The sequence below is a fragment of the Mycobacterium sp. 050272 genome (genome assembly GCF_039023525.1).
GTDB lineage: Bacteria > Actinomycetota > Actinomycetes > Mycobacteriales > Mycobacteriaceae > Mycobacterium.
The window spans coordinates 12843-37629 of the sequence record NZ_JBCHKV010000002.1; the positions used below are offsets into that span (position 1 = coordinate 12843).

19 protein-coding genes are annotated in these 24787 nt (G+C 67.2%); 11 read left to right on the forward strand and 8 right to left on the reverse strand.

Going from position 1 to position 24787, the window contains the following annotated elements; translation table 11 throughout:
- Nucleotides 1-131: 131 nt before the first annotated feature.
- On the forward strand, nt 132-2483 hold the full coding sequence (locus tag AAHS21_RS04845) for an FHA domain-containing protein (protein ID WP_342927074.1): 2352 nt from the start codon (nt 132-134) through the stop codon (nt 2481-2483).
- 178 nt (nt 2484-2661) lie between these two features.
- The gene (locus AAHS21_RS04850; RefSeq protein WP_342926592.1) at nt 2662-4563 is read left to right on the forward strand and encodes a sensor domain-containing protein; all 1902 of its coding nucleotides are present in this window, start codon (nt 2662-2664) and stop codon (nt 4561-4563) included.
- A gap of 35 nt (nt 4564-4598) precedes the next feature.
- On the opposite strand, the gene AAHS21_RS04855 is transcribed toward AAHS21_RS04850, so the two are convergent.
- Nucleotides 4599-5159 (reverse strand): hypothetical protein, encoded by a 561-nt coding sequence (locus AAHS21_RS04855; RefSeq protein WP_342926593.1) that lies wholly within the window; start codon nt 5157-5159, stop codon nt 4599-4601.
- Nucleotides 5160-5401: 242 nt separating this feature from the next.
- Nucleotides 5402-6529 (reverse strand): adenylate/guanylate cyclase domain-containing protein, encoded by a 1128-nt coding sequence (locus tag AAHS21_RS04860; RefSeq protein ID WP_342926594.1) that lies wholly within the window; start codon nt 6527-6529, stop codon nt 5402-5404.
- A 39-nt stretch (nt 6530-6568) separates the two neighbouring features.
- Here AAHS21_RS04860 and AAHS21_RS04865 point away from each other — a divergent pair, with 39 nt between their 5' ends.
- Nucleotides 6569-7063, forward strand: a complete 495-nt coding sequence (locus tag AAHS21_RS04865; protein ID WP_342926595.1) for a DNA-deoxyinosine glycosylase — start codon at nt 6569-6571, stop codon at nt 7061-7063.
- Nucleotides 7064-7067: 4 nt separating this feature from the next.
- Here the strand turns inward: AAHS21_RS04865 and AAHS21_RS04870 are convergent, their stop codons facing one another.
- On the reverse strand, nt 7068-8456 hold the full coding sequence (locus tag AAHS21_RS04870; RefSeq protein WP_342926596.1) for an amidase: 1389 nt from the start codon (nt 8454-8456) through the stop codon (nt 7068-7070).
- 46 nt (nt 8457-8502) lie between these two features.
- Here AAHS21_RS04870 and AAHS21_RS04875 point away from each other — a divergent pair, with 46 nt between their 5' ends.
- The 3 genes from AAHS21_RS04875 (at nt 8503) to AAHS21_RS04885 (ending at nt 13476) form a co-directional block, all read left to right on the forward strand.
- Nucleotides 8503-8931 (forward strand): HIT family protein, encoded by a 429-nt coding sequence (locus AAHS21_RS04875; RefSeq protein WP_342926597.1) that lies wholly within the window; start codon nt 8503-8505, stop codon nt 8929-8931.
- A gap of 10 nt (nt 8932-8941) precedes the next feature.
- Entirely contained in the window at nt 8942-9394 is a 453-nt protein-coding gene (locus tag AAHS21_RS04880) for a nitroreductase family deazaflavin-dependent oxidoreductase (RefSeq protein WP_342926598.1), read from the forward strand.
- Nucleotides 9395-9507: 113 nt separating this feature from the next.
- Entirely contained in the window at nt 9508-13476 is a 3969-nt protein-coding gene (locus AAHS21_RS04885; RefSeq protein ID WP_342926599.1) for a bifunctional diguanylate cyclase/phosphodiesterase, read from the forward strand.
- Here AAHS21_RS04885 and AAHS21_RS04890 read toward each other — a convergent pair.
- Genes AAHS21_RS04890 through AAHS21_RS04900 form a run of 3 tightly spaced genes read right to left on the reverse strand, consistent with a single transcriptional unit; the run spans nt 13473 to nt 16528 of the window.
- A complete protein-coding gene (locus AAHS21_RS04890; protein ID WP_342926600.1) occupies nt 13473-14516 on the reverse strand; it encodes an LLM class flavin-dependent oxidoreductase in 1044 nt (347 codons plus the stop codon). The genes AAHS21_RS04885 and AAHS21_RS04890 overlap by 4 nt on opposite strands.
- Before the next feature lie 38 nt (nt 14517-14554).
- Nucleotides 14555-15685 carry an FAD-binding protein gene (locus tag AAHS21_RS04895; protein WP_342926601.1) on the reverse strand — a complete coding sequence of 377 codons (1131 nt, stop codon included), beginning with the start codon at nt 15683-15685 and terminating at the stop codon, nt 14555-14557.
- Nucleotides 15686-15691: 6 nt separating this feature from the next.
- The gene (locus AAHS21_RS04900) at nt 15692-16528 is read right to left on the reverse strand and encodes a uracil-DNA glycosylase (RefSeq protein ID WP_342926602.1); all 837 of its coding nucleotides are present in this window, start codon (nt 16526-16528) and stop codon (nt 15692-15694) included.
- Nucleotides 16529-16600: 72 nt separating this feature from the next.
- On the opposite strand from AAHS21_RS04900, the gene AAHS21_RS04905 reads away from it, so the two are divergent.
- From AAHS21_RS04905 to AAHS21_RS04920, 4 genes are all read left to right on the forward strand, one after another.
- Nucleotides 16601-17848 carry an MFS transporter gene (locus AAHS21_RS04905; RefSeq protein WP_342926603.1) on the forward strand — a complete coding sequence of 416 codons (1248 nt, stop codon included), beginning with the start codon at nt 16601-16603 and terminating at the stop codon, nt 17846-17848.
- Between the two features lie 33 nt (nt 17849-17881).
- Complete coding sequence (locus AAHS21_RS04910; protein WP_342927075.1) at nt 17882-19237, forward strand: FAD-linked oxidase C-terminal domain-containing protein; 1356 nt, start codon at nt 17882-17884, stop codon at nt 19235-19237.
- Nucleotides 19238-19365: 128 nt separating this feature from the next.
- Nucleotides 19366-20607 (forward strand): cytochrome P450, encoded by a 1242-nt coding sequence (locus tag AAHS21_RS04915; protein ID WP_342926604.1) that lies wholly within the window; start codon nt 19366-19368, stop codon nt 20605-20607.
- Nucleotides 20607-21185 (forward strand): TetR/AcrR family transcriptional regulator, encoded by a 579-nt coding sequence (locus tag AAHS21_RS04920; RefSeq protein ID WP_342926605.1) that lies wholly within the window; start codon nt 20607-20609, stop codon nt 21183-21185. The genes AAHS21_RS04915 and AAHS21_RS04920 overlap by 1 nt, the downstream gene beginning before the upstream one ends.
- On the opposite strand, the gene AAHS21_RS04925 is transcribed toward AAHS21_RS04920, so the two are convergent.
- Nucleotides 21182-22321, reverse strand: a complete 1140-nt coding sequence (locus AAHS21_RS04925) for an acyltransferase (protein WP_342926606.1) — start codon at nt 22319-22321, stop codon at nt 21182-21184. The two genes, AAHS21_RS04920 and AAHS21_RS04925, sit on opposite strands and share 4 nt — an antisense overlap.
- Complete coding sequence (locus AAHS21_RS04930; RefSeq protein ID WP_342926607.1) at nt 22318-24036, reverse strand: DEAD/DEAH box helicase; 1719 nt, start codon at nt 24034-24036, stop codon at nt 22318-22320. Before AAHS21_RS04930 ends, AAHS21_RS04925 begins: the two co-directional genes overlap by 4 nt.
- A 122-nt stretch (nt 24037-24158) precedes the next feature.
- On the opposite strand from AAHS21_RS04930, the gene AAHS21_RS04935 reads away from it, so the two are divergent.
- Entirely contained in the window at nt 24159-24743 is a 585-nt protein-coding gene (locus AAHS21_RS04935) for an LppP/LprE family lipoprotein (protein ID WP_342927076.1), read from the forward strand.
- Nucleotides 24744-24787: the final 44 nt, after the last annotated feature.

The following is a 24787-nucleotide window of genomic DNA, read 5'->3' on the forward strand; positions in this document are numbered from 1 at the left end:
GCAAACCGCGCCCGAGGGCCGAATAACGCGAGGACCACCCCTGGATCAGCTATACAAGTGGTGGACGTGATGACCGTTCTCGAGGTGGCTAGCTAACACAGCGGAGGCAATGCGTGGACGACAGGACCGACATGGTCACCACCATTCCCGGGCTACAGCTGCGGGCGGGTGGGCGTACCTGGCAAGCCACCGGTGGCCGGTCCTGGAGCGTTGGCCGTGCGCACGAGGCCGACATTCAGCTGGAGAACCCGAGAGTGTCGCGCCAGCACGCGGTGCTGCAGCCGACGCCCGCGGGTTGGGTTCTGGTCAACCGCAGCAACAACGGGATGTTCGTGAACGGACGGCGAGTGGAGAGCCTGCCGATAACCCAGCCGATCACCGTCGTGCTGGGCTCGCCGTCCTCCGGGCAGTCGCTCGAGCTCTGGCCGATCGCCTCACCTCCGAGTCCAGCCCGCACACAAACCGTCGCGCCGACGATGACGTCGGTCGGCGAGACCACGGTGGCCCGGCCACCGACCGCGGTCTACACGATGGACCAGATAACCATCGGGATTGGCCGCGGAACCGACAACGACGTGGTGCTCGACGACTTGCTGGTCTCTCGCCACCATGCAGTGCTGCGCCGGTCCGGACATCAGTGGGAGCTGGTAGATAGCAACAGCGCCAACGGAACCTACGTCAACGGCCACCGGATCGCGCGCGCGATCATCGGCCCTAACGACATCGTCGGCATCGGCCATCAGCTGCTGCACCTGTCCGGCGACCAACTCGTCGAATACACCGACACCGGCGACGTGTCCTACCAGGCGTCGAACCTGCGGGTGGTCTCCAACAAGGGCAAGGTGTTGTTGGCCAACGTCAGTTTCGCCCTACCGCAACGCTGCTTCATGGCGGTGGTAGGGCCAAGCGGCGCAGGCAAATCCACGTTGTTGAGCGCCTTGACCGGATTCCGTCCGGCCTCCAGCGGTGAGGTCCGATACGACAATCGCGACCTTTATCAGAACTACGCCGAGCTGCGGCACCGGATCGGCTTCGTGCCGCAGGACGACATCCTGCACACTCAGTTGACGGTGCGACGAGCGCTGAATTACGCTGCGCAGCTTCGCTTTCCGCAGGACGTCTCGACCCGGGAACGAAAACAGCGCATCGACGAGGTGCTGGGCGAGCTCGGGCTGGCCGCACATGCCAATCAACGGATCGACAGCCTGTCGGGCGGTCAGCGAAAGCGCACCAGTGTCGCGCTGGAACTGCTGACCAAACCATCCTTGCTGTTCCTCGACGAGCCCACCTCGGGACTCGATCCGGGCTACGAGAAGTCCGTCATGCAGACGCTGCGCGCCTTAGCCGATGACGGCCGATCCGTCGTGGTGGTCACCCACAACACGGCGCAACTGAATCTGTGCGACCGGCTGCTCATCCTGGCGCCCGGCGGCCGGCTGGCGTACTTCGGTCCCCCGCAACAGGCTCTGAATTACTTCGGTTGCAACGACTTCGCCGACCTGTTCAACCTCCTCGAACACGACACCACGACCGACTGGACCGGCCGCTATGTCGCGTCGCCGATTCACGGCGCCCTGACCGGACCGCACGCCACGCTGAAGGCCCCGGCTCCGGCCAGCCGTCCCGCGAAGGCGGTCGCCCAGCAGAGCGCCGTCGCCCAATTCGCCACGCTGTGCCGCAGGTATTCGGCGGTCATCGCCGCGGATCGCCAGTACGCGGTGACGCTGCTGGTCCTGCCGCTGCTGCTGAGTCTGTTCGCGCACGCCGTCCCCGGGCAGGCCGGGCTGTCGCTGACCAAGGCCATCGAGACGAAGTCCACCCAACCCTCGCAATTGCTGGTGCTGCTGATCATCGGAGGCGCCCTGATGGGTTGTGCCGCCTCGATCCGCGAGATCGTCAAGGAACGGGCCATCTATCAACGCGAGCACGGCATCGGGTTGTCGCGCGTCGCCTATCTGGCCTCCAAGGTGGTGGTCCTGACCGCGTTGACCACGCTGCAAGGGCTGATTCTGGGCTTCCTGGGGGTCCTCGGCCTGCCTCCCCCGGACCAGGCCGTCGTCCTGCCTTGGCCCAGAGCCGAAGTGGCGATGGCGGTCGTCGCCGTCACCGTGGTCTCGATGCTGATCGGTCTGCTGATTTCGGCGATGATCGGCAACGCCGACCGCGGCATGCCGCTGCTGGTGCTCGTCGTCATGGCCGAACTCGTGCTGTGCGGCGGCATGTTTGGGGTGAAGGGCCGCATCCCGCTGGAACAATTGGCGTGGCTATCGCCGTCGCGCTGGGCCTACGCGATGGCCGCCTCGACCATCGATCTCGACGATCTGCGCCGCACCGCGGGCGGCGACGAAGACCCGCTGTGGGAGTACGACCCCGGCAATTGGTGGATGGCCGTGGCTGCCTGCGCTATCCAGGCGATCGTCTTGATCGTCCTGATCGCACTGCGACTCAGACAGCTTGACCCCCAACGCAAAGCGGCTAAATGACGCGTGCCCGTTGGGGGCCGGGATCGAGGCGAAGGCGCTCCGTCGGCGTTTGCCGTCGTCGAGCGGCGGGCCGGCCGCGCCCACCGTCATGGGTGCTTGCCGGGCGTCGCGGGCGACGGGTCTGCGGGGATTTTGTTGATATGGTCGGCGGGTCTGCGGTTGGTTTGGAGGATCAGCGATGAGCGAGGGGCAGGCCTCACGGGAGGGCTCGACGTTCGGGCCCTACCACCTGAAACGGCTGCTGGGCCGGGGTGGGATGGGCGAGGTCTACGAGGCCGAGCACACCGTCAAAGAGTGGACGGTCGCGGTCAAGCTGATGTCGGACCAGTTCAGCGCGGACCCCGTCTTTCGTGAGCGGATGAAGCGCGAAGCGCGCACCGCGGGCCGTTTGCAGGAACCGCACGTCGTGCCGATCCACGACTACGGCGAAATCGACGGAAAAATGTTCATGGAGATGCGCCTCGTCGAGGGCACCGACCTGGACAGCTTGCTCAAACGGTACGGTCCGCTGACGCCGCCACGCGCGGTCGCGATCATCACTCAGATCGCGTCGGCCTTGGACGCCGCCCACGCCGCCGGCGTTATGCACCGCGACGTGAAGCCGCCCAACATCCTGGTCACCCGAGATGATTTCGCCTACCTGGTCGACTTCGGCATCGCCAGCGCCACCACCGACGAGAAGCTCACCCAGCTCGGCACCGCCGTCGGCACCTGGAAATACATGGCCCCGGAAAGATTCACCAACGACGAGGTGACCTACCGCGCCGACATCTACGCCTTGGCATGTGTGCTGCACGAATGCCTGACCGGTGCCCCGCCGTACCGCGCCGACAGCGCCGGTGTGCTGGTCAAGGCCCACATGAGCGATCCGGTCCCGCTGCCCAGCGCGGTGCGTGCGGGCATTCCCAAGGCCTTCGACGCGGTGATCGCGCGCGGCATGGCCAAGAAGCCGGAGGACCGCTACGCGAGCGCGGGCGATCTGGCGCTGGCCGCGCACGAGGCACTGAGCACTCCCGATCAAGACCACGCGTCGGACATCCTGCGCCGCAGCCAGGAAGCGACGCTGCCCGGCAAGGACAAGCTCGAGCAGCCACCGACGATCGCGGGCACCGCGGCCGCGCCGCCCGTGCAGCGGCCGACCACACCCCCGCCGCCGCCGACGCCGACGCCGTACCCGCGTCCGAGCTCCCCGCCGGTGCCGCCGCACCACGCTCCGAGCCCGCGGCCCTGGGCGCCCGAGAGCGGGCCCGTCCCCACCCCGGGTCCGCCCGTCTCAGGTCCGCAGTATTACCAAGGCAGCAGCGGCAACTGGGGCGGCCCGCCATCGGGTGCCCACCCGCACGCGCAGCCCGTCGGCCCCACCCAGTGGAACCTGGGCCAGCAGCCGCCCAAACCCAAGCGCAATCCGTGGCCGATCATCGCCGCGGCCGCCGTGGTGCTCGTGGTCGTGGTCAGCGCGGTGGCTATTTGGCTGATCATTCCCGATCCCAAGCCGCCACCGGAACCGATCGCGTCCACGCGGCTCAACTCGCTGCTGCTGAGCGCCTCGGATATCAACACCATCATGGGCGCGACGAACATCCAGCCCGGCAAGCCCATTACGACGATGGGCACTTCCTCGATGACGGTGTCGATACCGGACTGCGAGGGCGCGCTGTACACGACTCAGGATCCGGTGTACGCCGGCAGTGGCTGGACGGGCATCTACGGCCTGGTGTCCGCCGAACCGGGCGACAACAACGACCACTGGGTCAACCAGGCGGTGGTGGCGTTTCCGACCGCCGACAAGGCCAAGGCGTTCCTGCAGGGCTCGTTGGACAAGTGGAAGAAGTGCGTCGGCCAGACGGTGACGGTGGACAATGCGGGCAAGACCTATCGGTGGACTTTCGCCCCCGTTCAAGGCAATTCGCCGAAGATATCGGTGCTGCAGACCCAGGAGGGGGCCGACGGCTGGCAGTGTGAGCACGCGATGAGCGTGGCGAACAATGTGATCGTCGACGTCAACGCCTGCGGTTACCACATCAGCGATCAGTCCAGCCAGATCGCCGAAAAGATCGTCGATAAGGTGAACAACACCTAGCGACGCCAATGCCTAAGCGGCACTGCGGCATTGGCTTACTCGGGTAGGTCTGGACCCTGGGCGCGCAGGTCGTCGACCGCCGACATCGCGTCGCGTAACTTGGCGAGCCATTCCTCGGTGTGTTCGCCGACGAGCTTGACCGACCACGCCAGAGCGTCGGCACGAGACCTGGCGACACCGGCGTCCACCAACGTGTCGAGCACCTGGCGTTCCGGTTGCTTCAAGCGCGTCATCACCGGAACGGCGATGTGCGTGAACAGGATTCGTTCACCACCGATCTCGAGGCCCCAGGAAACCTTGCGGCCGTAGCGATCCTGCGCCTCGTCGGCGATGCGCATCCGCTCCGAGCGGGTCTCCTCGCGGAACCGGGACGCTCGGCCCTCGGCGCGCGCCTCGCTGTCCTGCGCCGTGTCGGCGAGCTTGCCGATGACAGTGATCTCCTCGCGGTCCACGACGACTGTCGGGTCGCCGTCGAACCAGCCTTCGGGCAGGCGTCCGGCGAACCATTCCGCCGCGCCGGTGGCATCGGGTTGCTGGGCTTGCTGCCAGCCCCCGGGGCGGCCGTACCGCCTAGAACTGTGATGGTGCGATTTCATAATTACATGATTACACCGTTACACCTGTAATGGGCGAAGGTTCGCTCGCGGCGAACGCCACCCGGCCCCCGCTCGGGACCGCAAAACCGTTGATATGGCCCGCTCACAGGCGTATTTTTGATCACGAAGCAGGCCCGGAAGCGGCCAAGTCAAAGCGCCGGCAGAGGGGAAGGAGCCGGCCGCGTCGGACCGTGTCAGACGCCCCCCAGCGCCGCCCGGGCCTGCCTAAACGTGTAACGGACTCAGTCGTTGTCGCCGTCGCCGCGGCGCACCCGGAACAACTTGACCTCATTCTTGACGCCCTTGAGGCGGCGCGCGCCCGCGAAAGACGCGGAGAACTCCAAGGTTTCGCCGACGGCCTGCCACACCGAATCGGCGACCAGAACGGTGCCGGGGCGGGCCACGCCGGTGACCCGGCTCGCGACGTTGACCGGGCGGCCGAACCAGTCGCCGGCCCGGCTCACCGCCATCCCGGCGGCCACCCCCGCCCGCAGCCGGGGAAAGTCGTCGTCGGTATCGACGGTTTCCACAAGCTTCAGCACGACATCGAGCAATGGCGCGGGCTCGGGACAGACGAACATCACCGCGTCCCCGATCGTCTTGATGAACCGGACCGGTGGGACCGTGACGTCCCGGGCCAGCCCGGCGAGCCGACTGGCCAGTTGCCCCAGCTCCTCGGGCGAGACCACCTCGCCCAGCTTGGTGAAACCGACCAGGTCGGCGAACGCGACGGTGACCTCGCGCGCGCCCGGTAATGGTTCCCCCGCGGCGCGCTCGGCGGCGTTGACCGCTTCGGTCTCCATCATGTGCCGAAGCTGCATGAACAGCATCTGCTCGATCATCGGTCCGAGCTGTGGCGCGATCTGGCCCACCAGCGCCTGGGATGCCTTGGCGATCTCCAGCTCGGTGGCTCCCGGGCGCATGATCGCGTCCAGCGCGGCATACCGCATCACCTCGGCGGTGTGCGACAGGCCTTCGGCGAGCACCCGCACCACCAGCACCACCTGGTCGGGATTTAGCCCCAGCTCCACGAAGCGCTGAGCGTAGGCGGCCGCTTCGCCGTCGGCGCGCATGTGGATCGACGCGTCCGGATCGTCCACCCGGGCCAGCCCGATCGCCCGCTGCACGCGCTGCAGCAGCGTCAGGTCGATGTGGTGTTGCTCGCTGATCTCGCGCGCGGACACATAAGTGCCGTCGTCTCCGATCAGGCGACGGCTGGCCAGCAGCAGCGGCGGATTGGTGGCTCGAATCTCCGCGGTGGTGACGCCCTGTTCCAGCAGCCAGGCGACCAGCTCGGCGCGTTCGGTGCGCGCGTCGCCGTCGAGTCCGTCGAGCAGATCGTCAATGTTCGCGTCGACCTCGTCGTCCACCTGGCCAACCTACAACGCCGACGCGCGATGATGGCAGTGATGACCCCGCCGCTGCTGCATGGTTTCGCACCCGTCGTCGACGAGCGAGCCCGGTTGCTGATCCTGGGCTCGTTTCCCAGCGCCCAGTCGCTGGTAGCCCAGCAGTATTACGCCAATCCGCGAAATGCGTTCTGGCCCATCGCCGGTGAGCTCTTCGGGTTCGACCCCGACGCGCCCTACGAGTCCCGGCTGGCCGCGTTGCGATCCCGCGGGGTGGCGCTGTGGGACGTGCTGCGCAGCTGCCGCCGAGCCGGTAGCGCCGACGCCGCGATCGATCCGAAAAGCTTGGTGGTCAACGACTTTGCCGGGTTCTTCGCCGACTACCCCGGAATCACCCGGGTTTACTTCAACGGCGCCAAGGCGGCGCAGATATACCGCGGGCTGGCGCAGCCCGACGAGCGGCTCGAGTTCCAGCGGCTGCCGTCCAGCAGCCCGGCCCATGCCACGCGCCCGGGTGTCAAGCTGGCGGCCTGGCGCGAAATGTTGCGGCTGTGACGCGTCATGACACCGGCGGCCGGCGGTGCGCCCACGGTCGCGCCGCTTCGATCTGCGCGGACAGCGACAGCAGCGTCGCCTCGTCGAACGGCCGGCCCACCAGCTGTACCGACAACGGCAGGCCGTCGCCGTCGAAGTCCCACGGCACCACCGCGGCGGGCTGACCGGTCGCGTTCCACGGCGCGAAGTACGGCACCTGCTGGGCGACCAGCAGCAGCGTCGACACCGCGCCGCGGCGCCGATACGCACCGATGCGCGACGGGCCTTGCGCGGTGCCCGGCGTTATCACGACGTCGACATCGTCAAAGATCGACTGAATCTTGGCGTCCATGCCCTCCTCGGCGGCCCGCACGGCTGCCATCCTGCGGTCCGAGAAGAACGACCCCATCCGCGCCAGCGTGCGGGTGCGGGACTCGAGCCGTTCCGGGTGAGCCTGCGCGTCGGCGTCGTCGCAGATGCCGCGCAGATAGCGCGGCAGGAAGTTCGCGTAGAGCTGGGCCATTGGATAGTCGGGATCGGCGGTGATCACCTCGTGCCCGAGATCGCGCAGCAGCGCACCGGCCGCCTCGACCGCCGCCAGCTCTTCGCGCCCGACCCGCTGCGGGATCGTGGGGATCTTGGTGCTCAACGCAATCCGCAGTTTGCCTGGATCGCGCGACGCGGCGGCGGCGAACTCGCCCTCGGGTCCCGGGATCGTCGAGGTGGTATCGAGAAACAGCGCCGCATCGGCCACCGAGCGTGTGATCGGGCCGTTGACGGAGAGGCCGTACCAGGCGTTGTCGTGCGGTTCCAGCGAGACGCGATCGCGTTGCGGCTTCAGACCGTACAAGCCACACCAGGACGACGGGACACGGATCGAGCCGCCGCCATCGGATCCCAGCGCCATCGGGGCCAGCCCGGCGGCGACCGCGGCGCCGCTACCCCCGCTGCTGCCGCCCGGGCTGCGCCCGAGGTTCCACGGGTTGCGGGTCGCGCCGAACGTCAGCGACTCGGTTAACGGAAAGATCATCAGCTCGGGCACATTGGTCTTTCCGATGATGACCGCGCCGGCCGCGCGCAACCGGCGGACTACTTCCGCGTCGGAGGTCACCGGCGGACCGTGGCCGCCGCTGCCGCACGCCGTCACCTCGCCGGCGACGTCGACATCGTCCTTGATCGCGATCGGCACGCCCAGCAGCGGGAGCCGCTCGCCCGCATCGAGCAGTTCCTGGGCGGCGTAGGCGTCCTCACGTGCGCTGTCGGCCAGCACCACGCGGTAACAGCGCAAGTCGCTGTCCAGCCGGGCGATCCGTTCCAGGTAGACCTCGAGCAGGTCGACGGCACTGATTTCACCGTCGGCGAGCATCCGTGCCAGTGCGCCCGCACCGGCGAATGCGACATCGCGAGCGTCCACTGCGGCAGCCTAACCCTCGGCTGCGCCCGGCCAGTACGGTGGCGACATGTCCTGCGTGTTCTGTGCGATCGTCGCCGGGGAGGCTCCGGCCATCCGAATTTACGAAGACGACGACTACCTGGCGATCCTCGACATCCGCCCGTTCACGCGCGGGCACACGCTGGTGATCCCCAAACAGCACACCGTCGATCTGACCGACACCCCACCGTCGACGCTGGCCGGGATGATCGCCATCGGCCAACGGATCGCACGGGCCGCCCGGGCTACCGAATTGGCCGACGCGACAAACATCGGGATCAACGACGGCAGCGCGGCCTTCCAGACGGTGTTCCACGTCCACCTGCACGTGCTGCCCCGCCGCAACGGCGACAAGCTCTCGGTGGCCAAGGGGATGTTGCTGCGCCGCGACCCCGACCGCGAGGCCACCGGGCAGATCCTGCGCGACGCGCTGGCACGCATCGACGCCAGTCAGTAGAACTGAGTTCATGAGCAACCTCACCACTCTGGAGCGGATCTTTCTGGCTCCGCTGCTGCGCGTTCACGACTCGCTCTACCGAAAAACCGACGGCCGGATCGGCCACCACATACCCGGCATGCCGGACAGCCTGCTGCTGCACACGATCGGCGCCAAGACCGGCCAGCAGCGCTCCTCCACCCTGAGCTATGCCAAGGACGGTGACTCGTACCTGGTCGTCGCGTCCTACGGGGGTAGCGACAGTGCCCCCGGCTGGTATCACAACCTGCGCAAGCGCCCCGAGTGCGAAATCAACGTCGGCTCGAAGCGCTTCGCGGTGACCGCGCGCAGCATCGGCCCGGATGACCCCGACTACGCGCGGCTGTGGCAGATCGTCAACAAGAACAACGCCAACCGGTACGAGGGCTATCAGGGCCGGACGTCGCGGCCGATCCCGATCGTCGCGTTAACGCCTACCAAATAGCACTAACCTGCACAAAAGCACCAGCTAACCCATCTGGGACGTTTATTCTGCCCTAGCACTGGTGAAGCCTCCATGCGTTCACCCCGGGGGGGAACTGATCGGCTGGAGCGGCAATGAAGCGCTGGACGGGGATCCCGTGGCAGCGATTCGGGCTGTCCGCGCGCCTCGGTTGGCTCGTCGTCGCGGGATACGGCTGCGCCGGCCTGCTGATCGTCATCGCGGATGTCCGGAACCTGGAAGGCGCCTACGCGACCCGCCCGGTCGACGAAATCGCGTTGGCGGGAAGTCTGCTGTTCGGTTCGGCATGTTGTCTGCGGGCGGCGCGCTTCGCCGATGGGCGTCGCAGACTCGGCTGGCTGGCCATGGTGGCGGCCCAGCTGGGGTGGGCGATCGGTGAGCTCATCTGGGCGTTCTACGACGTGCGCTCACAGCTGGATCACGCGTCGCACCCGGCGGCCGCGGAGATCGTGCTGCTGTTGTGGCCATTCGGCGCCATGACGTCCTTGGTGGCGCTGTCCAACGTGTCTCGGCACAGTTCGCGGCGGCTGGTGCTCGACGGCCTGATCCTGGTCACCTCGCTGCTCGTGGTGTCGTGGGTCTTGGTGCTGGAAAAGCAGCTGCGTGACACCACCGGCTCCCGGACCGCGACGGTCGCACAGGTGGTCAACGACGGCATCCTGCTGACGACGGCGATCCTGATGCTGTCCCGGGGCCGCCCCGGTGAGCGACCAAGCCGCAGCCTGGTGGCCGCCGGCATCGCGGTGATCAGCATCGCCGACATCACGATGGTGTTCGACACCGGGATAGGCAGCTATCACGTCAGCGATCTGGGCGACCTGGGCCGAGTGGCCGGACTGTGCATGATCACGCTCGGCGCCTTGGCCAGCGTCCATGAGACCACTCAAGTCTCGGCGTCGCGCAGCGAGGTGTTGTCACGCGCCCTGCTGTGGTTGCCCTACCTGCCGCTCGCGCTGGCCGCGGTCGTCGGATTCGGCTCCATAGTCCGGACTCAGCACGGGGTGTTGACCGCTCTGCTGGGCATTCTCGTCGGCGCGGTGCTCGTTCGGCAATTCATCGCGCTCACCGAAAACCAGGACCTGCTGTCGGCGGTCGCACGGGAAGCGTTTCGGGACAGCCTGACCGGCCTGGCGAATCGACCGCATTTCCTGCATCGACTGGAAGACGCCGTCGCGGCTCGAAATGAAGACGGCGCGCCGATAGCGGTGCTGTGCCTCGACCTGGACAACTTCAAGGCGGTCAACGACGGCCTGGGGCACCCGGCGGGCGATGAGCTTCTCATTCGGGTAGCCGGGCGGCTCACCGCCGCCCTGCACGAAAAGGGACTGATCGCCCGCCTCGGCGGTGACGAATTCGCGGTGCTGCTCGAAGGTTCCGTCGAAGAGTCCCAGGCCGCCGCGCAAGACGTGCTCGAGGCGTTCAGCGCCCCGATCGTGATCGACGGCGTGCCCGTCGCGGTGCGGCCCAGCATCGGCTTCACCGTGGCCACGGCCGCGTCGACGTGCACCGTCGACCAGCTACTCCGGCACGCCGACCTGGCCATGTACACCGCGAAACGGGAAGGCGGGCACTGCGTCCGCAGCTTTGTGCCCGACATCCCGTTCTCCTACACATTCCCGCGGTCCACCGAGTCGGCGGTATCGGCGGCCTCGGCGTTGCCGGCCAAACTGGCGGACTGGGTGCCCGTTTCGGCCGCCGTATCGGGGCCCTCCAGCTCATCGCGCGCCGCGCGGGCAGAACCGAACGCATCGAAGCAGCCCGTGGCGCCGGAGCCGTCCGACACGCCACAATGGGGACCGTTGCCAGTCCGAATCGCTATGGCATTCCTGGCAATTGGTGTGATCACTTTTACCGCGACCAGCCTGGCCGGGCTCAACGCCAAAGACACCGCCTTCACCAATATCCTGTATGCGGCGCTGAACCTGTTGGCGGCCATCCTCATTGGAGCGCGTGCCTATCGCGTCGGTGCCGATCGATTGGCCTGGTCGCTGATTGCGCTCGGTATGGCAAGCTCGGCCGTCGGCGACGTTGTCTACCTCTTGCAGGTGCCCGACGGCCAGTCCCCGTCGGTGGCCGACACCGAGTATCTGGCGTTCTACCCATTCGTCTATCTCGGGCTACTGCTGCTCGTGCGGGCACGCCTGGCCGCCGTACCGATCCCGATCCGGCTCGATCCGCTGGTATGCGGTTTGGCCATGGCCGCACTGGGTGTGGCGCTACGGGCCGGACCCTTCCACGCGGCGGCGACCCGGGCGCCGGACACCGTCTTGGTAGGACTGCTGTACCCGTGGGGAGACCTGGTGCTGGCGGCCCTGGCCGCGGGCATGCTGCCAGTGGTGGGTTGGCGCAACGAATTCCGCTGGCTCTTGCTGGTGGCAGGGCTGGTGGGGTTCGCGCTCGCGGACACGGTTTATCTCTTCGAGACGGCCGCGGGTTCCTACCGGGTCGGCACCACGCTGGATGCCGCCTGGCCCGCGGCGTCGCTACTGGTGACCATGGCCAGCTGGGCGCCCGCCTCGTCGGTACCGCCGGCACTCAAGCGCGGATTCGGCTCCTACGCCGTGCCGGTGGCCTGTACGGCGGTGGCGCTAGGTGTAATCATCCTGGACGAAAACTCGCGACTCGCAACGGCTTTGGCGGCGTTGAGCCTCGTTACGGCGGCCGTGCGGTTCTCGCTGACATTGCGTGACGTCAGCATGATGGCCGAAAGCTACAAACACGCCATGACCGATGAGTTGACGACGTTGCCCAACCGGCGGTCACTGGCCACCGCGCTGATGTCGATGTCCGACTCCCCGTCGACAGAGCTCGATCCGGCACTCAAGACCCCGTCGCGTAAGGCGTTGCTGTTGGTGAAGCTGTATGAGATCGACGAGATCAGCGACTCACTCGGGCGCCATTTCGGGGCTGAGCTATTGCGCCATATCGCCGACCGGCTTGCGACCACCGTGCGCCGCGAGGATCTGCTGGCGCGCGTGACCGATGACGAATTCGCGATCCTGCTGACCGAGGGATCCGACCTGACCGGCGCCCGGGCCCAGGCGGGCCGCTTGCTCGAATCCCTCAGTGAGCCATTCGCATTGGACGCCATCACGGTGCGAGTCGATGCGCGCATCGCCATCGCGCTGTGCCCGGACCATTGCGAGCATCCCCAGGATCTGCTGAGTCGAGCCGAGGCGGCGATGCCGCACGCCAAATCCGCTCTGGGCAAGATCGCGGTCTACGATTCGGCGTTCGAGTTGTACCGCGACACCGACCCCAACCTCATCGAGGAATTGCGCGCCGCGCTGTTCGAGGGTGAGGAGCCGACGCTGTACTACCAGCCCAAGATCAACACCAGCGACGGAAGCGTACACAGCGTCGAGGCACTGCTGCGGTGGGACCACCCGACCCGCGGAGTGCTGCTGCCCGAAGAATTCCTGCCCGCCGCCGAACGGGCCGGTTTGATGCGCAAGATCGCGGACCGCACACTCAAACTCGCTCTCTCACAGATCCAGTACTGGCGCGAAAAGGGTGTCACATCGTCGGTCGCGGTGAACCTGGCGACGACCAACCTGCTCGACCTCGAACTCGTCGGCTCGATCGAAAGGCTGCTGTGGGCGCGCGGTTTGCCCGCCGACGCCCTGATCGTCGAGATCACCGAAAGCGCCCTGGTCGACTCGGCGCGGTCGCGTAACACCGTGGCCGAGTTGCAGCGGCTGGGGGTGCGCATCTCGCTGGACGACTACGGCACCGGCTGGTCGTCGTTGGCGCGCTTGCAGGATGTCTCGGTCGACGAATTGAAGCTCGACCGCATTTTCGTGGCGCGACTGGCTCAAGACGCGCGTTCGGTCGCCATCGTGCGGTCGACGGTGGCGCTGGCGGACAGCCTGGGCGCGGACCTGGTGGCCGAAGGAGTCGAAGACGAGGTCACGTTGAGCGCACTGCAGCGATTCGGCTGCACGATCACCCAGGGGTTCGTGCACACACCGCCGTTGCCGCCGGCCGAGCTCGAGGAATGGATCAGTCGCCATGTGCCCCAACATAATCCGAGAAGCTCGGAGCAGGCCGGCGTAGCCGACTAGAACAGTTCCTTGGCCAACAGCTCCAGCGTTGCCACCCGGCCCGGCGCGGTGGCCGGGTCGGTGCCGCGCCGGGCCGACGCGACGGGGTTCACCATCACCTCGTCGACCCCGAACCGCCCGGCCAGCGCTCGCACCTGCTCGGCGGCTTGGGCTGCAGTACCCAGGACGGCACGCGCCAGCCCGCTGTCCACGATGTGCTGTTGAGCCGGCGTCAGTTCGGCCACTTGCGCCTCCTCGACCAGCGGGACCGGGCCCAGCGGCTGTCCAGTCCGCAGCCGAGCCATCATCTGCAAGTTGGGCAACATCAATGCCGTTGCCTCTTCCCGTGTTTCGGCCACCGCGGCGTTCACCGTCAAGAACGTCACGGGCTCGGCGGTCAGTGCGCTGGGCTTAAATCGCGTGCGGTAGATGTCGAGCGCCTCTTCGGTTCCGTTGCCGGAGAAGTGATGTGCGAACACATACGGCAGTCCCTTGGCCGCCGCCAGACGCGCCGAGTACATCGACGAGCCCAACAGCCACAACCGCGGTTCACTGGCCGCGGCCGGAGTGGCCTTGAGCCGGTAGTCGCCGGAGCGCAACGGAACCACCACGCCGCGCGCACTCATCAACGCCGCGACGTCATCGAGGTATTCGGGAAAGTTCTCGATGTCGCGATCTTGCTCGGCCGCTGAGCGGGCACCGCGCAACGCATACGACGTCACCGGGTCGGAGCCGGGCGCCCGCCCGATGCCCAGGTCGATTCGGCCCGGCGCGGCGGCTTCCAGCAGGGCGAACTGCTCGGCGACGGCCAGCGGCGCGTGGTTGGGCAGCATGACTCCGCCGGATCCCAGCCGCACCAGCGAGGTCTGGGCCGCCAGGTAGGCGAGCAGCACCGGCGGGCTGGTCGCGCCGACCGATGCCATGTTGTGATGCTCGGCGACCCAGTAGCGGGTGAAGCCCAATTGGTCGGCGCTGTGCGCCAGCTGCACGGTAGCGGCCAGCGCGTCGCCGGTGGACTGGTCGGTGCGTACCGGGACGAGATCGAGGACGGAAAGTCGCACGATGGCCTCAACGCATTCGGCGCGGGGTTCGTTCCCGGCTAGTAGTTGCTCGGCGTAATCGAATTCACGACCGCCTCGAACTGCTCCTGAGAGATCGGGGCCCCGCCTGGGATGTTGTCGGTGGCCAGGAACTGGGTGCGCTCGGTATAGCCGTGAAAGCGCTTGAAGTAGTTGGTGAAGCCGACGCCGTGGTCGACCCAGTCGCCCCCGCTGACGCGCTTGAGCTCGCCGGCCAGGATGTAGGCGCCCAGCAGCGCGACACTGGTCCCCTGGCCCGACAGCGGCGAGCAGCAGTACGCCGCGTCGCCCACCAGAGCCACCCGCCCGATCGACCAGTGATCCATCACGATCTGCGCCATCTCGTCGAAGTAGAAGTCCGGGGCTTCGCGCATGTACTTCAGCAGTTGCGGGCGTACCCAGCCGTCGCCGGCCATGCGCTTTTCGACCTCGGCGAATTGGGCTTCGATGTCGCGGTAGTCCAGACGCAGTTCGGTGTCCATGAAGCCCAGCATGGCGCGCGCCTCGGTGTTGTTGCGGGCGCTGTAGACACCGGCCATCGTGGTGTCGCCGTAGTGCCACATCTGCCAGAAGTCCAGATTCAGGAAATTGGGCACGGTGAAGATCGCGGCGTGCGTGCCCAGCCGCTTGATGAATCGCTCCTCGGGACCGAAAACCAGTCGGCGCACATTGGAATGCAGGCCGTCGGCGCCGATCACCAGGTCGAAGCTGCGCGCCGGCGCACGTTCGAACGTCACATCGACGGCAAGGCCGCGGTTCTGCAGATCGGTGATGCTGTCGTCGAAGAGGTACTCGGTCGCGGGCTGCGTTGTCTCGTAAAGCAACTCGACCAAATCGTCGCGCAGCAGCTCGATGTCCGGATTGTCTATGGGGCCACCGGTCGGCGTCGATTCGGTGTCGCGGGACAGCTCGTTGCCGTCGCGGTCGACGACCGAGGAGCCGCGAATGCCCGTCTTGCGATCTGCGGCGGCGGCCAGCAGGCCCATGCGGTCCAGCACCGTCAGCGCCGGACCGCGCACATCGATGGCCTGCCCGCCCGGGCGCAGACCTGGGTGGCGCTCCACAACGGTCACCGAATAGCCATGCCGCCCAAGCCAATACGCCAACGTTGTACCGGCGACGCTGGCCCCGGAAATCAGTACTTCAAACATAGAAGGTCACTTAATCCCTGCCAGCTTCTTGGCTTCGATGAAGATGTCGTCAAGCATTGCCGGAGTCAGCCTACCGGTGAACATGTTTTGCTGGCTGGGGTGGTAGCAACCCAACAAACGCACGCCCGACGGTAACTCGGCGACCGCGCCGTGGCCGAAGCGCGGCTTTGGCGTTGATCGCATCGCGGTTATCCCAGGCAGCCGCAGCGCGATCTGCCAGCCGAACGCGCCGAGGGCGACGATGGTGCGCACGTGCTCGGCCACCAACCGCCATTCGGCTTCCAGCCAGGGCCAACACGTGTCACGCTCGGCCGGGGTGGGGGCGTTGGCCGGCGGCGCGCATCGGACCGGGGCGGAAATGCGAATCTGGTTGGTGTGCAACCCGTCTGCGGCGTCCACGCTGATCGGCTGGTTCACCAGCCCGGCCCGATACAGGGCGGCGTACAGCTGGTCGCCGGAGCGGTCGCCGGTGAACATCCGCCCGGTGCGGTTGGCGCCGTGCGCGGCCGGGGCCAGCCCGACGATGAAGATTCGCGGCCGTAGCGATCCCCATCCCGGCACCGGCCGGCCCCAATACGGCTGGTCGGCGAACGCGCGTCGTTTGGCCACGGCGACCTCCTCACGCCAGGCCACCAGACGCGGGCAGGCGCGGCAGACGCTGACCACGGCGTCCAGCTCCGCAACCGAGCGGGCCGCACCGGCCAGCGCCCGGACCTGCGCCGCGTCGGCGGCCTGCGGGGTCCCCGGTTCGGCCGGATCGCCGGGCCATCCGGTGCCGGGCAGCACCGGCGAATCAAAGGCCAATCCGGTATTCGGATGAACAAGCACATGAACATCCTGCATTCAGCCGATAGTGAGCACGAAATTCGGTGGCTGCCGCGATCGCTTTGGGGTTAGATTTTCCCGGCGATATTTATGACACATTCCAGCCGCGGTCCGGCGCTTCTGATTCTGTTCGCCACGCTGGTGGCGACCGCGGGTACCGGCATTTCGCTGGTCGCTTTCCCCTGGCTGGCGCTGCAGCATCGGGAGAGCGCGGGTGACGCGTCGATCGTGGCCGCGGCGATGACGGTGCCCCTGGTGCTCTCCACACTGGTCGCCGGTACCGCGGTCGACTTTTTCGGGCGCCGGCGCATTTCGCTGGTCTCCGATTGGCTGTCCGGCATGGCGGTGGCCTCGGTTCCGGTGATCGCCTGGGTATTCGGGGCGGATGCGCTCAACGTCGCCGAGCTGGCCGTGTTGGCGTTTCTTTCGGCCGGATTCGACCCCGCCGGGACGACGGCGCGCCAGTCGATGCTGCCCGAGGCCGCCGCGCGCGCGAACTGGTCGCTGGACCGCACCAACAGCGTGTACGAGGCGATTCTCAATCTGGCTTACATCGTGGGTCCGGGTATCGGCGGTTTAATGATCGCCACGGTCGGCGGCGTCAACACGATGTGGATCACGGCGGGCTGTTTTGGGTTGTCGTTCCTCGCAATTGGGGTGCTGCGGCTAGAGGGCATCGGCAAGCCGCACCACGCCACCCGGCCCGACGGGTTGGTGTCCGGCGTCGCCGAGGGTTTGCGGTTCGTCTGGAACATGCGCGTGCTGCGCACGCTCGCGTTGGTCGATCTGGTTGTCACGGCGCTGTATCTGCCGATGGAAAGCGTGCTGTTTCCCAAGTACTTCAGCGATCGTCACGAACCCGCGGAGTTGGGCTGGGCGCTGATGGCGCTCGGGGCCGGCGGCGTGGCGGGTGCGCTCGGCTATGCCGTGCTGTCGAAATACCTGCGCCGGCGCACGGCCGTGCTGACCGCGACGCTGACGTTCGGTGCCGCGTCGGTCGGGATCGCGTTCCTGCCGCCGCTGCCGGTGATCCTGGTGCTGTGCGCGCTGACCGGCTTGGTCTACGGGCCCATCCAGCCGATCTACAACTACGTGATGCAGACCCGGGCGCCGCACCATCTGCGCGGTCGGGTGGTCGGGGTGATGACGGGGCTGACCTTCGCCGCGGGCCCACTGGGCTTGCTGGTGGCCGGTCCGCTGGCCGACGCCGCCGGGCTGCGGGTCACGTTCCTGGCGTTGGCGGTGCCCATCATCGTGGTCGGCCTGATCGCCTGCGCGCTGCCGTCACTGCGCGAACTCGATCGCGCGCCGGAGTTTGCTGAGGATTCCGCGCCGTAAAATCGGCACGTGAGCACCACAGTCAATGAAGACATGCTGGCCGGCCTGATCGCCGATCTACCGGACGGGATGGTGGTCACCGACCCGACCATCACCGATGGCTATCGCCACGACCGCGCCTTCGATCCGTCAGCCGGCACGCCGCTGGCCGTGGTCCGGGTGCGCTGCACCGAAGACGTGCAGAAAGTGTTGCGCTGGGCCACCGCCCACCGGGTGCCCGTCGTGCCGCGCGGGGCCGGCACCGGCTTGTCGGGCGGCGCGACGGCGCTGGCCAACGGGATCGTGCTGTCGACCGAGAAGATGCGCGACATCACCATCGACCCGGTCACCCGGACCGCGGTATGCCAGCCCGGGCTGCTCAACGCCGAGGTGAAGAAGGCCGTCGCCGAGCACGGCCTGTGGTATCCGCCGGACCCGTCGTCGTACGAAATCTGCAGCATCGGCGGCAATATCGCCACCAACGCCGGCGGCCTGTGCTGCGTGAAATACGGCGTCACCACCGACTACGTGCTGGGCATGCAGGTGGTGCTGGCCGACGGCACCGCGGTGCGGCTAGGTGGTCCGCGGTTGAAGGACGTCGCGGGGCTGTCGCTGACCAAGCTCTTCGTCGGCAGTGAAGGCACGCTGGGCGTCGTCACGGAGGTGACGCTGCGGCTGCTGCCCGCGCAGAACACCTCGAGCGTCGTGGTGGCCAGCTTCGCCTCGGTGGAGTCGGCCGTCGACGCGGTGCTGGGCGTCACGTCGCGGCTGCGGCCCGCGATGCTGGAGTTCATGGATTCGGCGGCGATCAACGCCGTCGAGGACATCCTGCGTATGGACCTGGACCGTGGGGCCGCCGCAATGTTGGTGGCCGGCTCCGACGAGCGCGGCGGCGCCGGCGGCCAGGACGCCGAACTGATCGCCTCGATATTCGCCGAGAACAAGGCAACGGACGTTTTCACTACCGACGATCCGGCCGAGGGCGAGGCGTTTGTCGCCGCGCGCCGGTTCTGCATCCCGGCCGTCGAAGCCAAGGGTTCGCTGCTGCTCGAAGACGTCGGGGTGCCGCTTCCCGCGCTGGGCAAGCTGGTGACCGGGATTGCCCACATCGCCGCGCAGCGCGACCTGATGATCTCGGTGATCGCCCACGCCGGCGACGGCAACACTCACCCGCTGATCGTGTTCGACCCCGCCGACGCCGCGATGGCCGCGCGCGCCCAGCTCGCGTTCGGCGAAATCATGGATCTGGCAGTCGGATTGGGCGGCACCATCACCGGCGAGCACGGGGTGGGCCGGCTGAAGCGGCCCTGGCTGGACGGCTACCTCGGGCCCGAGGTGATGGCGCTCAACCAGCGCATCAAGCAAGCCTTGGATCCGCTCGGCATCCTCAACCCCGGCGCCGCGATCTAGTTCTACGGGTCGGCGTGCGGCGGCGGGTTGGCGGTGTGCCCTGCTGTGTACTGACGAGCGCCCGGCTGGCCGGGCTCACGATGTCGAGCAAGGTTGACAACCTGCGCCAATTGTCGTACGAATGAGACATGGCAGCGGTTATGTCTCACAACGCACCGGCCATGTTCGCGCTCGCCAACGCCGACACCTGGCCAAATCCATGGCCGATGTACCGCGCGCTGCGCGACCACGACCCGGTGCATCACGTGGTGCCCCCCAAACATCCCGAGCAGGATTACTACGTATTGTCCCGGCATGCCGACGTGTGGGCTGCCGCCCGCGACCACGAGACCTTCTCCTCGGCCCAGGGTCTAACGGTCAACTACGACGACCTCAAACTGATTGGACTGCAAGACAATCCGCCGTTCGTGATGCAGGACCCGCCGGTCCACACCGAGTTTCGCAAGTTGGTGTCGCGCGGGTTCACGCCTCGCCAGGTGGAGGCAGTCGAGCCCAAGGTCCGGCAATTCGTCGTCGAGCGCCTCGAGGCGTTGCGCGCTAACGGCGGCGGCGACATCGTCACCGAGCTGTTCAAGCCGCTGCCGTCGATGGTGGTCGCGCATTATCTCGGTGTGCCCGAGGAGGATTGGGCCCAGTTCGACGGCTGGACGCAGGCCATCGTCGCGGCCAATACCGCCGACGGCGGCGTCGCGGGGGCACTGGAAACGGTCGGCGACGCCGTCGGATCGATGATGGCCTACTTCACCGGGCTGATCGAGCGCCGCCGGACCGAGTCGGGCGACGACACCATCTCGCACCTGGTCGCTGCCGGCGTGGGAGCCGACGGCGACATCTCGGGCACACTGTCGATTCTGGCGTTCACCTTTACGATGGTCACCGGCGGCAACGACACCGTGACCGGCATGCTCGGCGGTTCGATGCCGTTGCTGCACCAGCGGCCCGATCAGCGAAAGATGTTGGTGGACAACCCCGAACTCATCACCGATGCCGTCGAGGAGCTGTTGCGGCTGACCTCGCCGGTGCAGGGGTTGGCCCGCACCACCACTTGCGACGTGGCGATCGGCGACACCACCATCGCGGCCGGTCGCCGGGTGCTGCTCCTCTACGGCTCGGCGAACCGCGACGAACGTCAATACGGGCCGGACGCCGGCGAGCTCGACGTCACCCGCTGCCCGCGCAATATCCTGACCTTCAGCCACGGCGCCCACCACTGCCTGGGTGCGGCGGCGGCCAGGATGCAGTCGCGGGTCACCCTGACCGAATTGCTGGGCCGGTGCCCGGATTTCGACGTCGACGAGAATTCGATCGAGTGGGCGGGCGGCAGCTACGTGCGGCGGCCGGTGTCGGTGCCGATCACCATGAAGTCCTGATGCCCGGTAACGACTGGCTTGCCTCGAGCCGCAGCGAGGCGGCAGTGGACCGCATCCTCGACGCAGCCGGGCAGCTCTACACCCAACGTGACTCGAACTCGATCGGCATGAACGAAATCGCAAGGGCCGCAGGCTGTTCCCGCGCGACGCTGTACCGGTACTTCGACAACCGGGAGGCGCTGCGCACCGCCTACATCCACCGCGAGACGCACCGGCTGGGCCGCGACATCATTGACCGGACCGGCGGCATCGAAGACCCCCGCGAAAAGCTGGTGGTGAGCATTCTCGTCACGCTGGGCATGGTTCGTGAGAGCCCGGCGCTGGCGTCGTGGTTCGCCACCACCCGGCCGCCGGTCGGTGGCGAGCTGGCCGGACAATCCGACGTGATCGCGGCCCTGGCGGCGGCGTTCCTGCGATCGCTGGGACCCGATGATCCCGCCGCGATCGAACGCCGAGCCCGTTGGACGGTGCGGGTGATCGTCTCGCTGCTGACCTATCCGGGACGCGACGCGCACGACGAGCGGGCGATGATCGAGGAATTCGTCGTCCCGATCATCACGCCGGTTCCCACCCGCTAGGCGCGTACCCGGGTGAGGCGGTGCAGCAGCCACGCCAGCGGGATCGTCACCACCAGCGTCGCGACGAACAGGTACAGCATCGGCCCGGTGTAGACGTGGGCGCGCACGATGTAGACCATGGTGAACTCCATGGTCACCAGGTGGATCAGGAAGATCTCGTAGGAGATTTCGCCGAGCCACACCATCGGCCGGCTGGCCAGCAGCTGCCAGTACCAGCCGTAGCCCTCGAGGGCCAGCGGGGCCACCGCCAGGGTGGCGATCACCGCGTAGAACACCGTCTTCACGACCGCCTCCGGCGTCGACGCCGGCGACGTGGTGGGCGCACCGCCGATCGGGGTCGCGACGATGAAATAGCAGATGGCCGCCAACGGGATGGCCGCGAATGCGTAACAGCGCACTCCCATTGCCTGCAGCACCGCCAGCAACATGCCACCCAGAAACCACGCCAGATAGGTCGGTAGCCACAGCCGGGCGCCATCGGCGAACCAATGATCGGTGTGCACCAATACCACCCAGATCGGGCTGATCAACGACAGCGTCAACAGCGTGCCGACCAGCAACCGTGGGCGCCAGCGCCGCCGGCAGATCACCACCAACAGCAGGTAGGCCAGAAACGGCAGCATGACGTAGAAGGACGCCTCAACCGCGAGGCTCCACATCTGGGTCAGGCCCTGATGCAGATACTTGCCGAGGTAGCCGTCGGTGTAGATCTGCGTCAACGTGAGATTGCGGATCAGCCCATGCCAGGAATGTCCGGGGTTAGGTCCGGCATCGCGGAAGTGGTACAGCACGTACGCGAACAGCACGGTGATGACGTAGGCCGGCATGATGCGCCGAACCCGGTGCCACGCATAGCGACTCACCGAGGGTGACGCTCCACCGGTGACGGCGGCCTTCACCCAGGGACGGAACAGCAGAAAGCCGGACAGCACGAAGAAGATCGGCACGCCGATCTCCATCCGGGCACCGACCAGGCCCCAATAGCCGTGCGTGTACTTACCGGTGGTGTAGGCGGCGTGGGTGCCGACGACCAGAATCGCGGCGACCGCGCGGATACCGGTCAGGGAGGCGACCCGGTCGACGTGCGCGACAGCCTCGAGTCCGCCTTGGGCGTCCCGTTCGTCGGACAGGGTCATCCGGCGTCGTTTCTGCGCGGCTTGGGCCCACCGCGCCGGGGCTTATCCGAGGACTTGCCGGACGAGCGGTCCGGCTTCAGGTCGATCAACACACCCGAGATACGAGTTTTCTCAAGCTTTTTCAGCGTCGCCGCCGGCAGCTTGACGGGCAACTCCACCAGCGAGAAGTCGGGCCCGATGGCGATGTGGCCGAAATCGCTGCGGTGCAGGCCGCCTTCGTTGGCGATAGCGCCGACGATCGCCCCTGGCCCGATCTTGTGCCGCTTGCCGACCGCGATCCGGTAGGTCTGGAACGACCTTGTGCCCCTTGGCTTTTCGGGACGTTCCCGACGCTCGTCGTCGCGCTCGGGCCGCTCGCGGCGCTGTCGCGGCGGTTCCGGCACCATCAAGAACTCTTCGCCGTCCCGGGACTGCACCGCCAACGCCGCGGCGATGTCGGCCATCGGGACATCGTGCTCTCGCTCGTAGTCCTGCACCAGCTTGCGGAACAGGTCGAGGCCCGGATTGCCCAGCGCGGCGGTGATGGAGTCGGCGAATTTCGACACCCGCTGCGTGTTGACGTCTTCGACGGTGGGCAGTTCGGACTCGGTCAGCGATTGACGAGTGGCCTTCTCAATCGACTTGAGCAGATGGCGTTCCCGCGGGGAAACGAACAGCAGTGCGGTGCCCGAACGTCCGGCCCGGCCGGTGCGTCCGATGCGGTGGACGTAGGACTCGGTGTCGTGCGGGATGTCGTAGTTCAGCACGTGCGAGATGCGCTCCACGTCCAGGCCTCGGGCCGCCACATCGGTGGCGACCAGGATGTCGATGCTGCCGTCCTTCAGCGCGGCGACGGTCCGCTCGCGCTGGGCCTGGGCGATGTCGCCGTTGATGGCGGCCGCGGAAAAGCCTCGGGCCCGCAGCTTCTCGGCCACCTCTTCGGTCGCCTGCTTGGTGCGCACGAAGACGATCATCGCCTCGAACGGCTCGACTTCCAGAATTCGGGTCAGCGCGTCCATCTTGCGCGGCCCGGCGACCTGAATGTAGCGCTGCGAAATGTTCTCGGCGGTAGCGGTTTTCGCTTTCGACGTAACTTCGAACGGGTCGTGCAGATATTTGTTGGTGATCTTGCGGATCGCCGGTGGCATGGTCGCCGAGAAAAGAGCAACCTGCTTGTATTCCGGAGTTTCGCTCAGGATGCGGTCGACTTCCTCGGCGAAACCCATCGTGAGCATCTCGTCGGCCTCGTCGAGCACCAGGTAGTCCACCCGGGACAGGTCCAGCGTTCCGCGTTCGAGGTGGTCGATGACGCGGCCCGGGGTGCCGACCACCACCTGGGCACCCCGGCGCAGCCCGGCCAGCTGCACGCCGTAGGACGCCCCGCCGTAGATCGGGAGCACGTTGAGCTGCGGCAGGTGGGCGCCGTATCGGCTGAACGCCTCGGCCACCTGCAGGGCCAGTTCGCGGGTGGGCGCCAGGACAAGGGCCTGGGTTGCTTTGCTGGTGACGTCGATTTTGGACAGGATCGGGGTGGCGAAGGCCGCCGTTTTACCGGTGCCGGTCTGCGCCAGGCCGACCACGTCCGAACCCGCCATCAGTGCCGGAATGGTCGCCGCCTGGATTCCGGTCGGCGACTCGTAGCCGACGTCGGCGAGCGCCCGCACGACGTCGGGATGAATCTGCAGGTCGGCGAACGAAGTAGCGGCCGCTTCAGGCGTGCCGTCGGGGACTGTCATCGTGGGAAGAAGTTTAGTGGTGACCGCGAGCACAGCGCAGCTGGGCGCGTGGGTCGTGAAATCGACCGGGCGCCGCGGCGCGCGGCATGCCTGTCACACCGGCGCACGCGATGCCGGTACGGTTGCGCGATGTGTGGTGCCTACCGTGTCGTGTCGAACCACTGACCGTCGGCGTCCTGCTCGCCGTGACGTTGTCCGGCTGCGGTTCGGGAGATTCGACGGTGGCCAAGACGCCGCAGGCCACCACGTCGACCGCGTCGATCACCGCACCCGCCACACCCAAGCCGACCGAAATCGCATCGCCGGGTTCCAGCGCGCCGGCCGATCCCTGCGCGGTCAACCTGACCTCGCCCACGATCGCGAAGGTGGTCTCCGAGTTGCCCCGCGATCCGCGCAGTCAGCAGGCCTGGAACCCGGAACCGCTGGCCGGTAACTACCACCAGTGCGCACAGCTTTCTGCGGTGATCATCAAGGCCAACACGAACGCGGTCAACGCGACCACCCGGGCGGTGCTGTTTCATCTCGGCCAGTTCATCCCGCAGGGGGTGCCCGACACCTACGGGTTCAACGGCATCGACGCGGCGCAAACCACCGGCGACACGGTCGCGTTGACCTATCCCAGCGGTATCACCGGCCTGAACACCAACGTCCGATTCCATTGGAACGGCAACGCCGTCGAGCTGATCGGCAACGGCCCCGGGCACTGACCCGGCACACCTTCGCCACCCGCATCGCTGTCGGCCGCCTCACC

Excerpts from the sequence above, each read along its gene's own strand:
- AAHS21_RS04880 (WP_342926598.1), top strand. The coding sequence starts at position 8,942 with ATGAGCAACCTCACCACTCTGGAGCGGATCTTTCTGGCTCCGCTGCTG.
- AAHS21_RS04875 (WP_342926597.1), top strand. The coding sequence starts at position 8,503 with ATGTCCTGCGTGTTCTGTGCGATCGTCGCCGGGGAGGCTCCGGCCATC.
- AAHS21_RS04865 (WP_342926595.1), top strand. The coding sequence starts at position 6,569 with ATGACCCCGCCGCTGCTGCATGGTTTCGCACCCGTCGTCGACGAGCGA.
- AAHS21_RS04895 (WP_342926601.1), bottom strand. The coding sequence starts at position 15,685 with ATGTTTGAAGTACTGATTTCCGGGGCCAGCGTCGCCGGTACAACGTTG.
- AAHS21_RS04900 (WP_342926602.1), bottom strand. The coding sequence starts at position 16,528 with ATGCAGGATGTTCATGTGCTTGTTCATCCGAATACCGGATTGGCCTTT.
- AAHS21_RS04920 (WP_342926605.1), top strand. The coding sequence starts at position 20,607 with ATGCCCGGTAACGACTGGCTTGCCTCGAGCCGCAGCGAGGCGGCAGTG.
- AAHS21_RS04845 (WP_342927074.1), top strand. The coding sequence starts at position 132 with ATGGTCACCACCATTCCCGGGCTACAGCTGCGGGCGGGTGGGCGTACC.
- AAHS21_RS04910 (WP_342927075.1), top strand. The coding sequence starts at position 17,882 with ATGCTGGCCGGCCTGATCGCCGATCTACCGGACGGGATGGTGGTCACC.
- AAHS21_RS04855 (WP_342926593.1), bottom strand. The coding sequence starts at position 5,159 with ATGAAATCGCACCATCACAGTTCTAGGCGGTACGGCCGCCCCGGGGGC.
- AAHS21_RS04850 (WP_342926592.1), top strand. The coding sequence starts at position 2,662 with ATGAGCGAGGGGCAGGCCTCACGGGAGGGCTCGACGTTCGGGCCCTAC.
- AAHS21_RS04925 (WP_342926606.1), bottom strand. The coding sequence starts at position 22,321 with ATGACCCTGTCCGACGAACGGGACGCCCAAGGCGGACTCGAGGCTGTC.
- AAHS21_RS04915 (WP_342926604.1), top strand. The coding sequence starts at position 19,366 with ATGGCAGCGGTTATGTCTCACAACGCACCGGCCATGTTCGCGCTCGCC.
- AAHS21_RS04885 (WP_342926599.1), top strand. The coding sequence starts at position 9,508 with ATGAAGCGCTGGACGGGGATCCCGTGGCAGCGATTCGGGCTGTCCGCG.
- AAHS21_RS04905 (WP_342926603.1), top strand. The coding sequence starts at position 16,601 with ATGACACATTCCAGCCGCGGTCCGGCGCTTCTGATTCTGTTCGCCACG.
- AAHS21_RS04930 (WP_342926607.1), bottom strand. The coding sequence starts at position 24,036 with ATGACAGTCCCCGACGGCACGCCTGAAGCGGCCGCTACTTCGTTCGCC.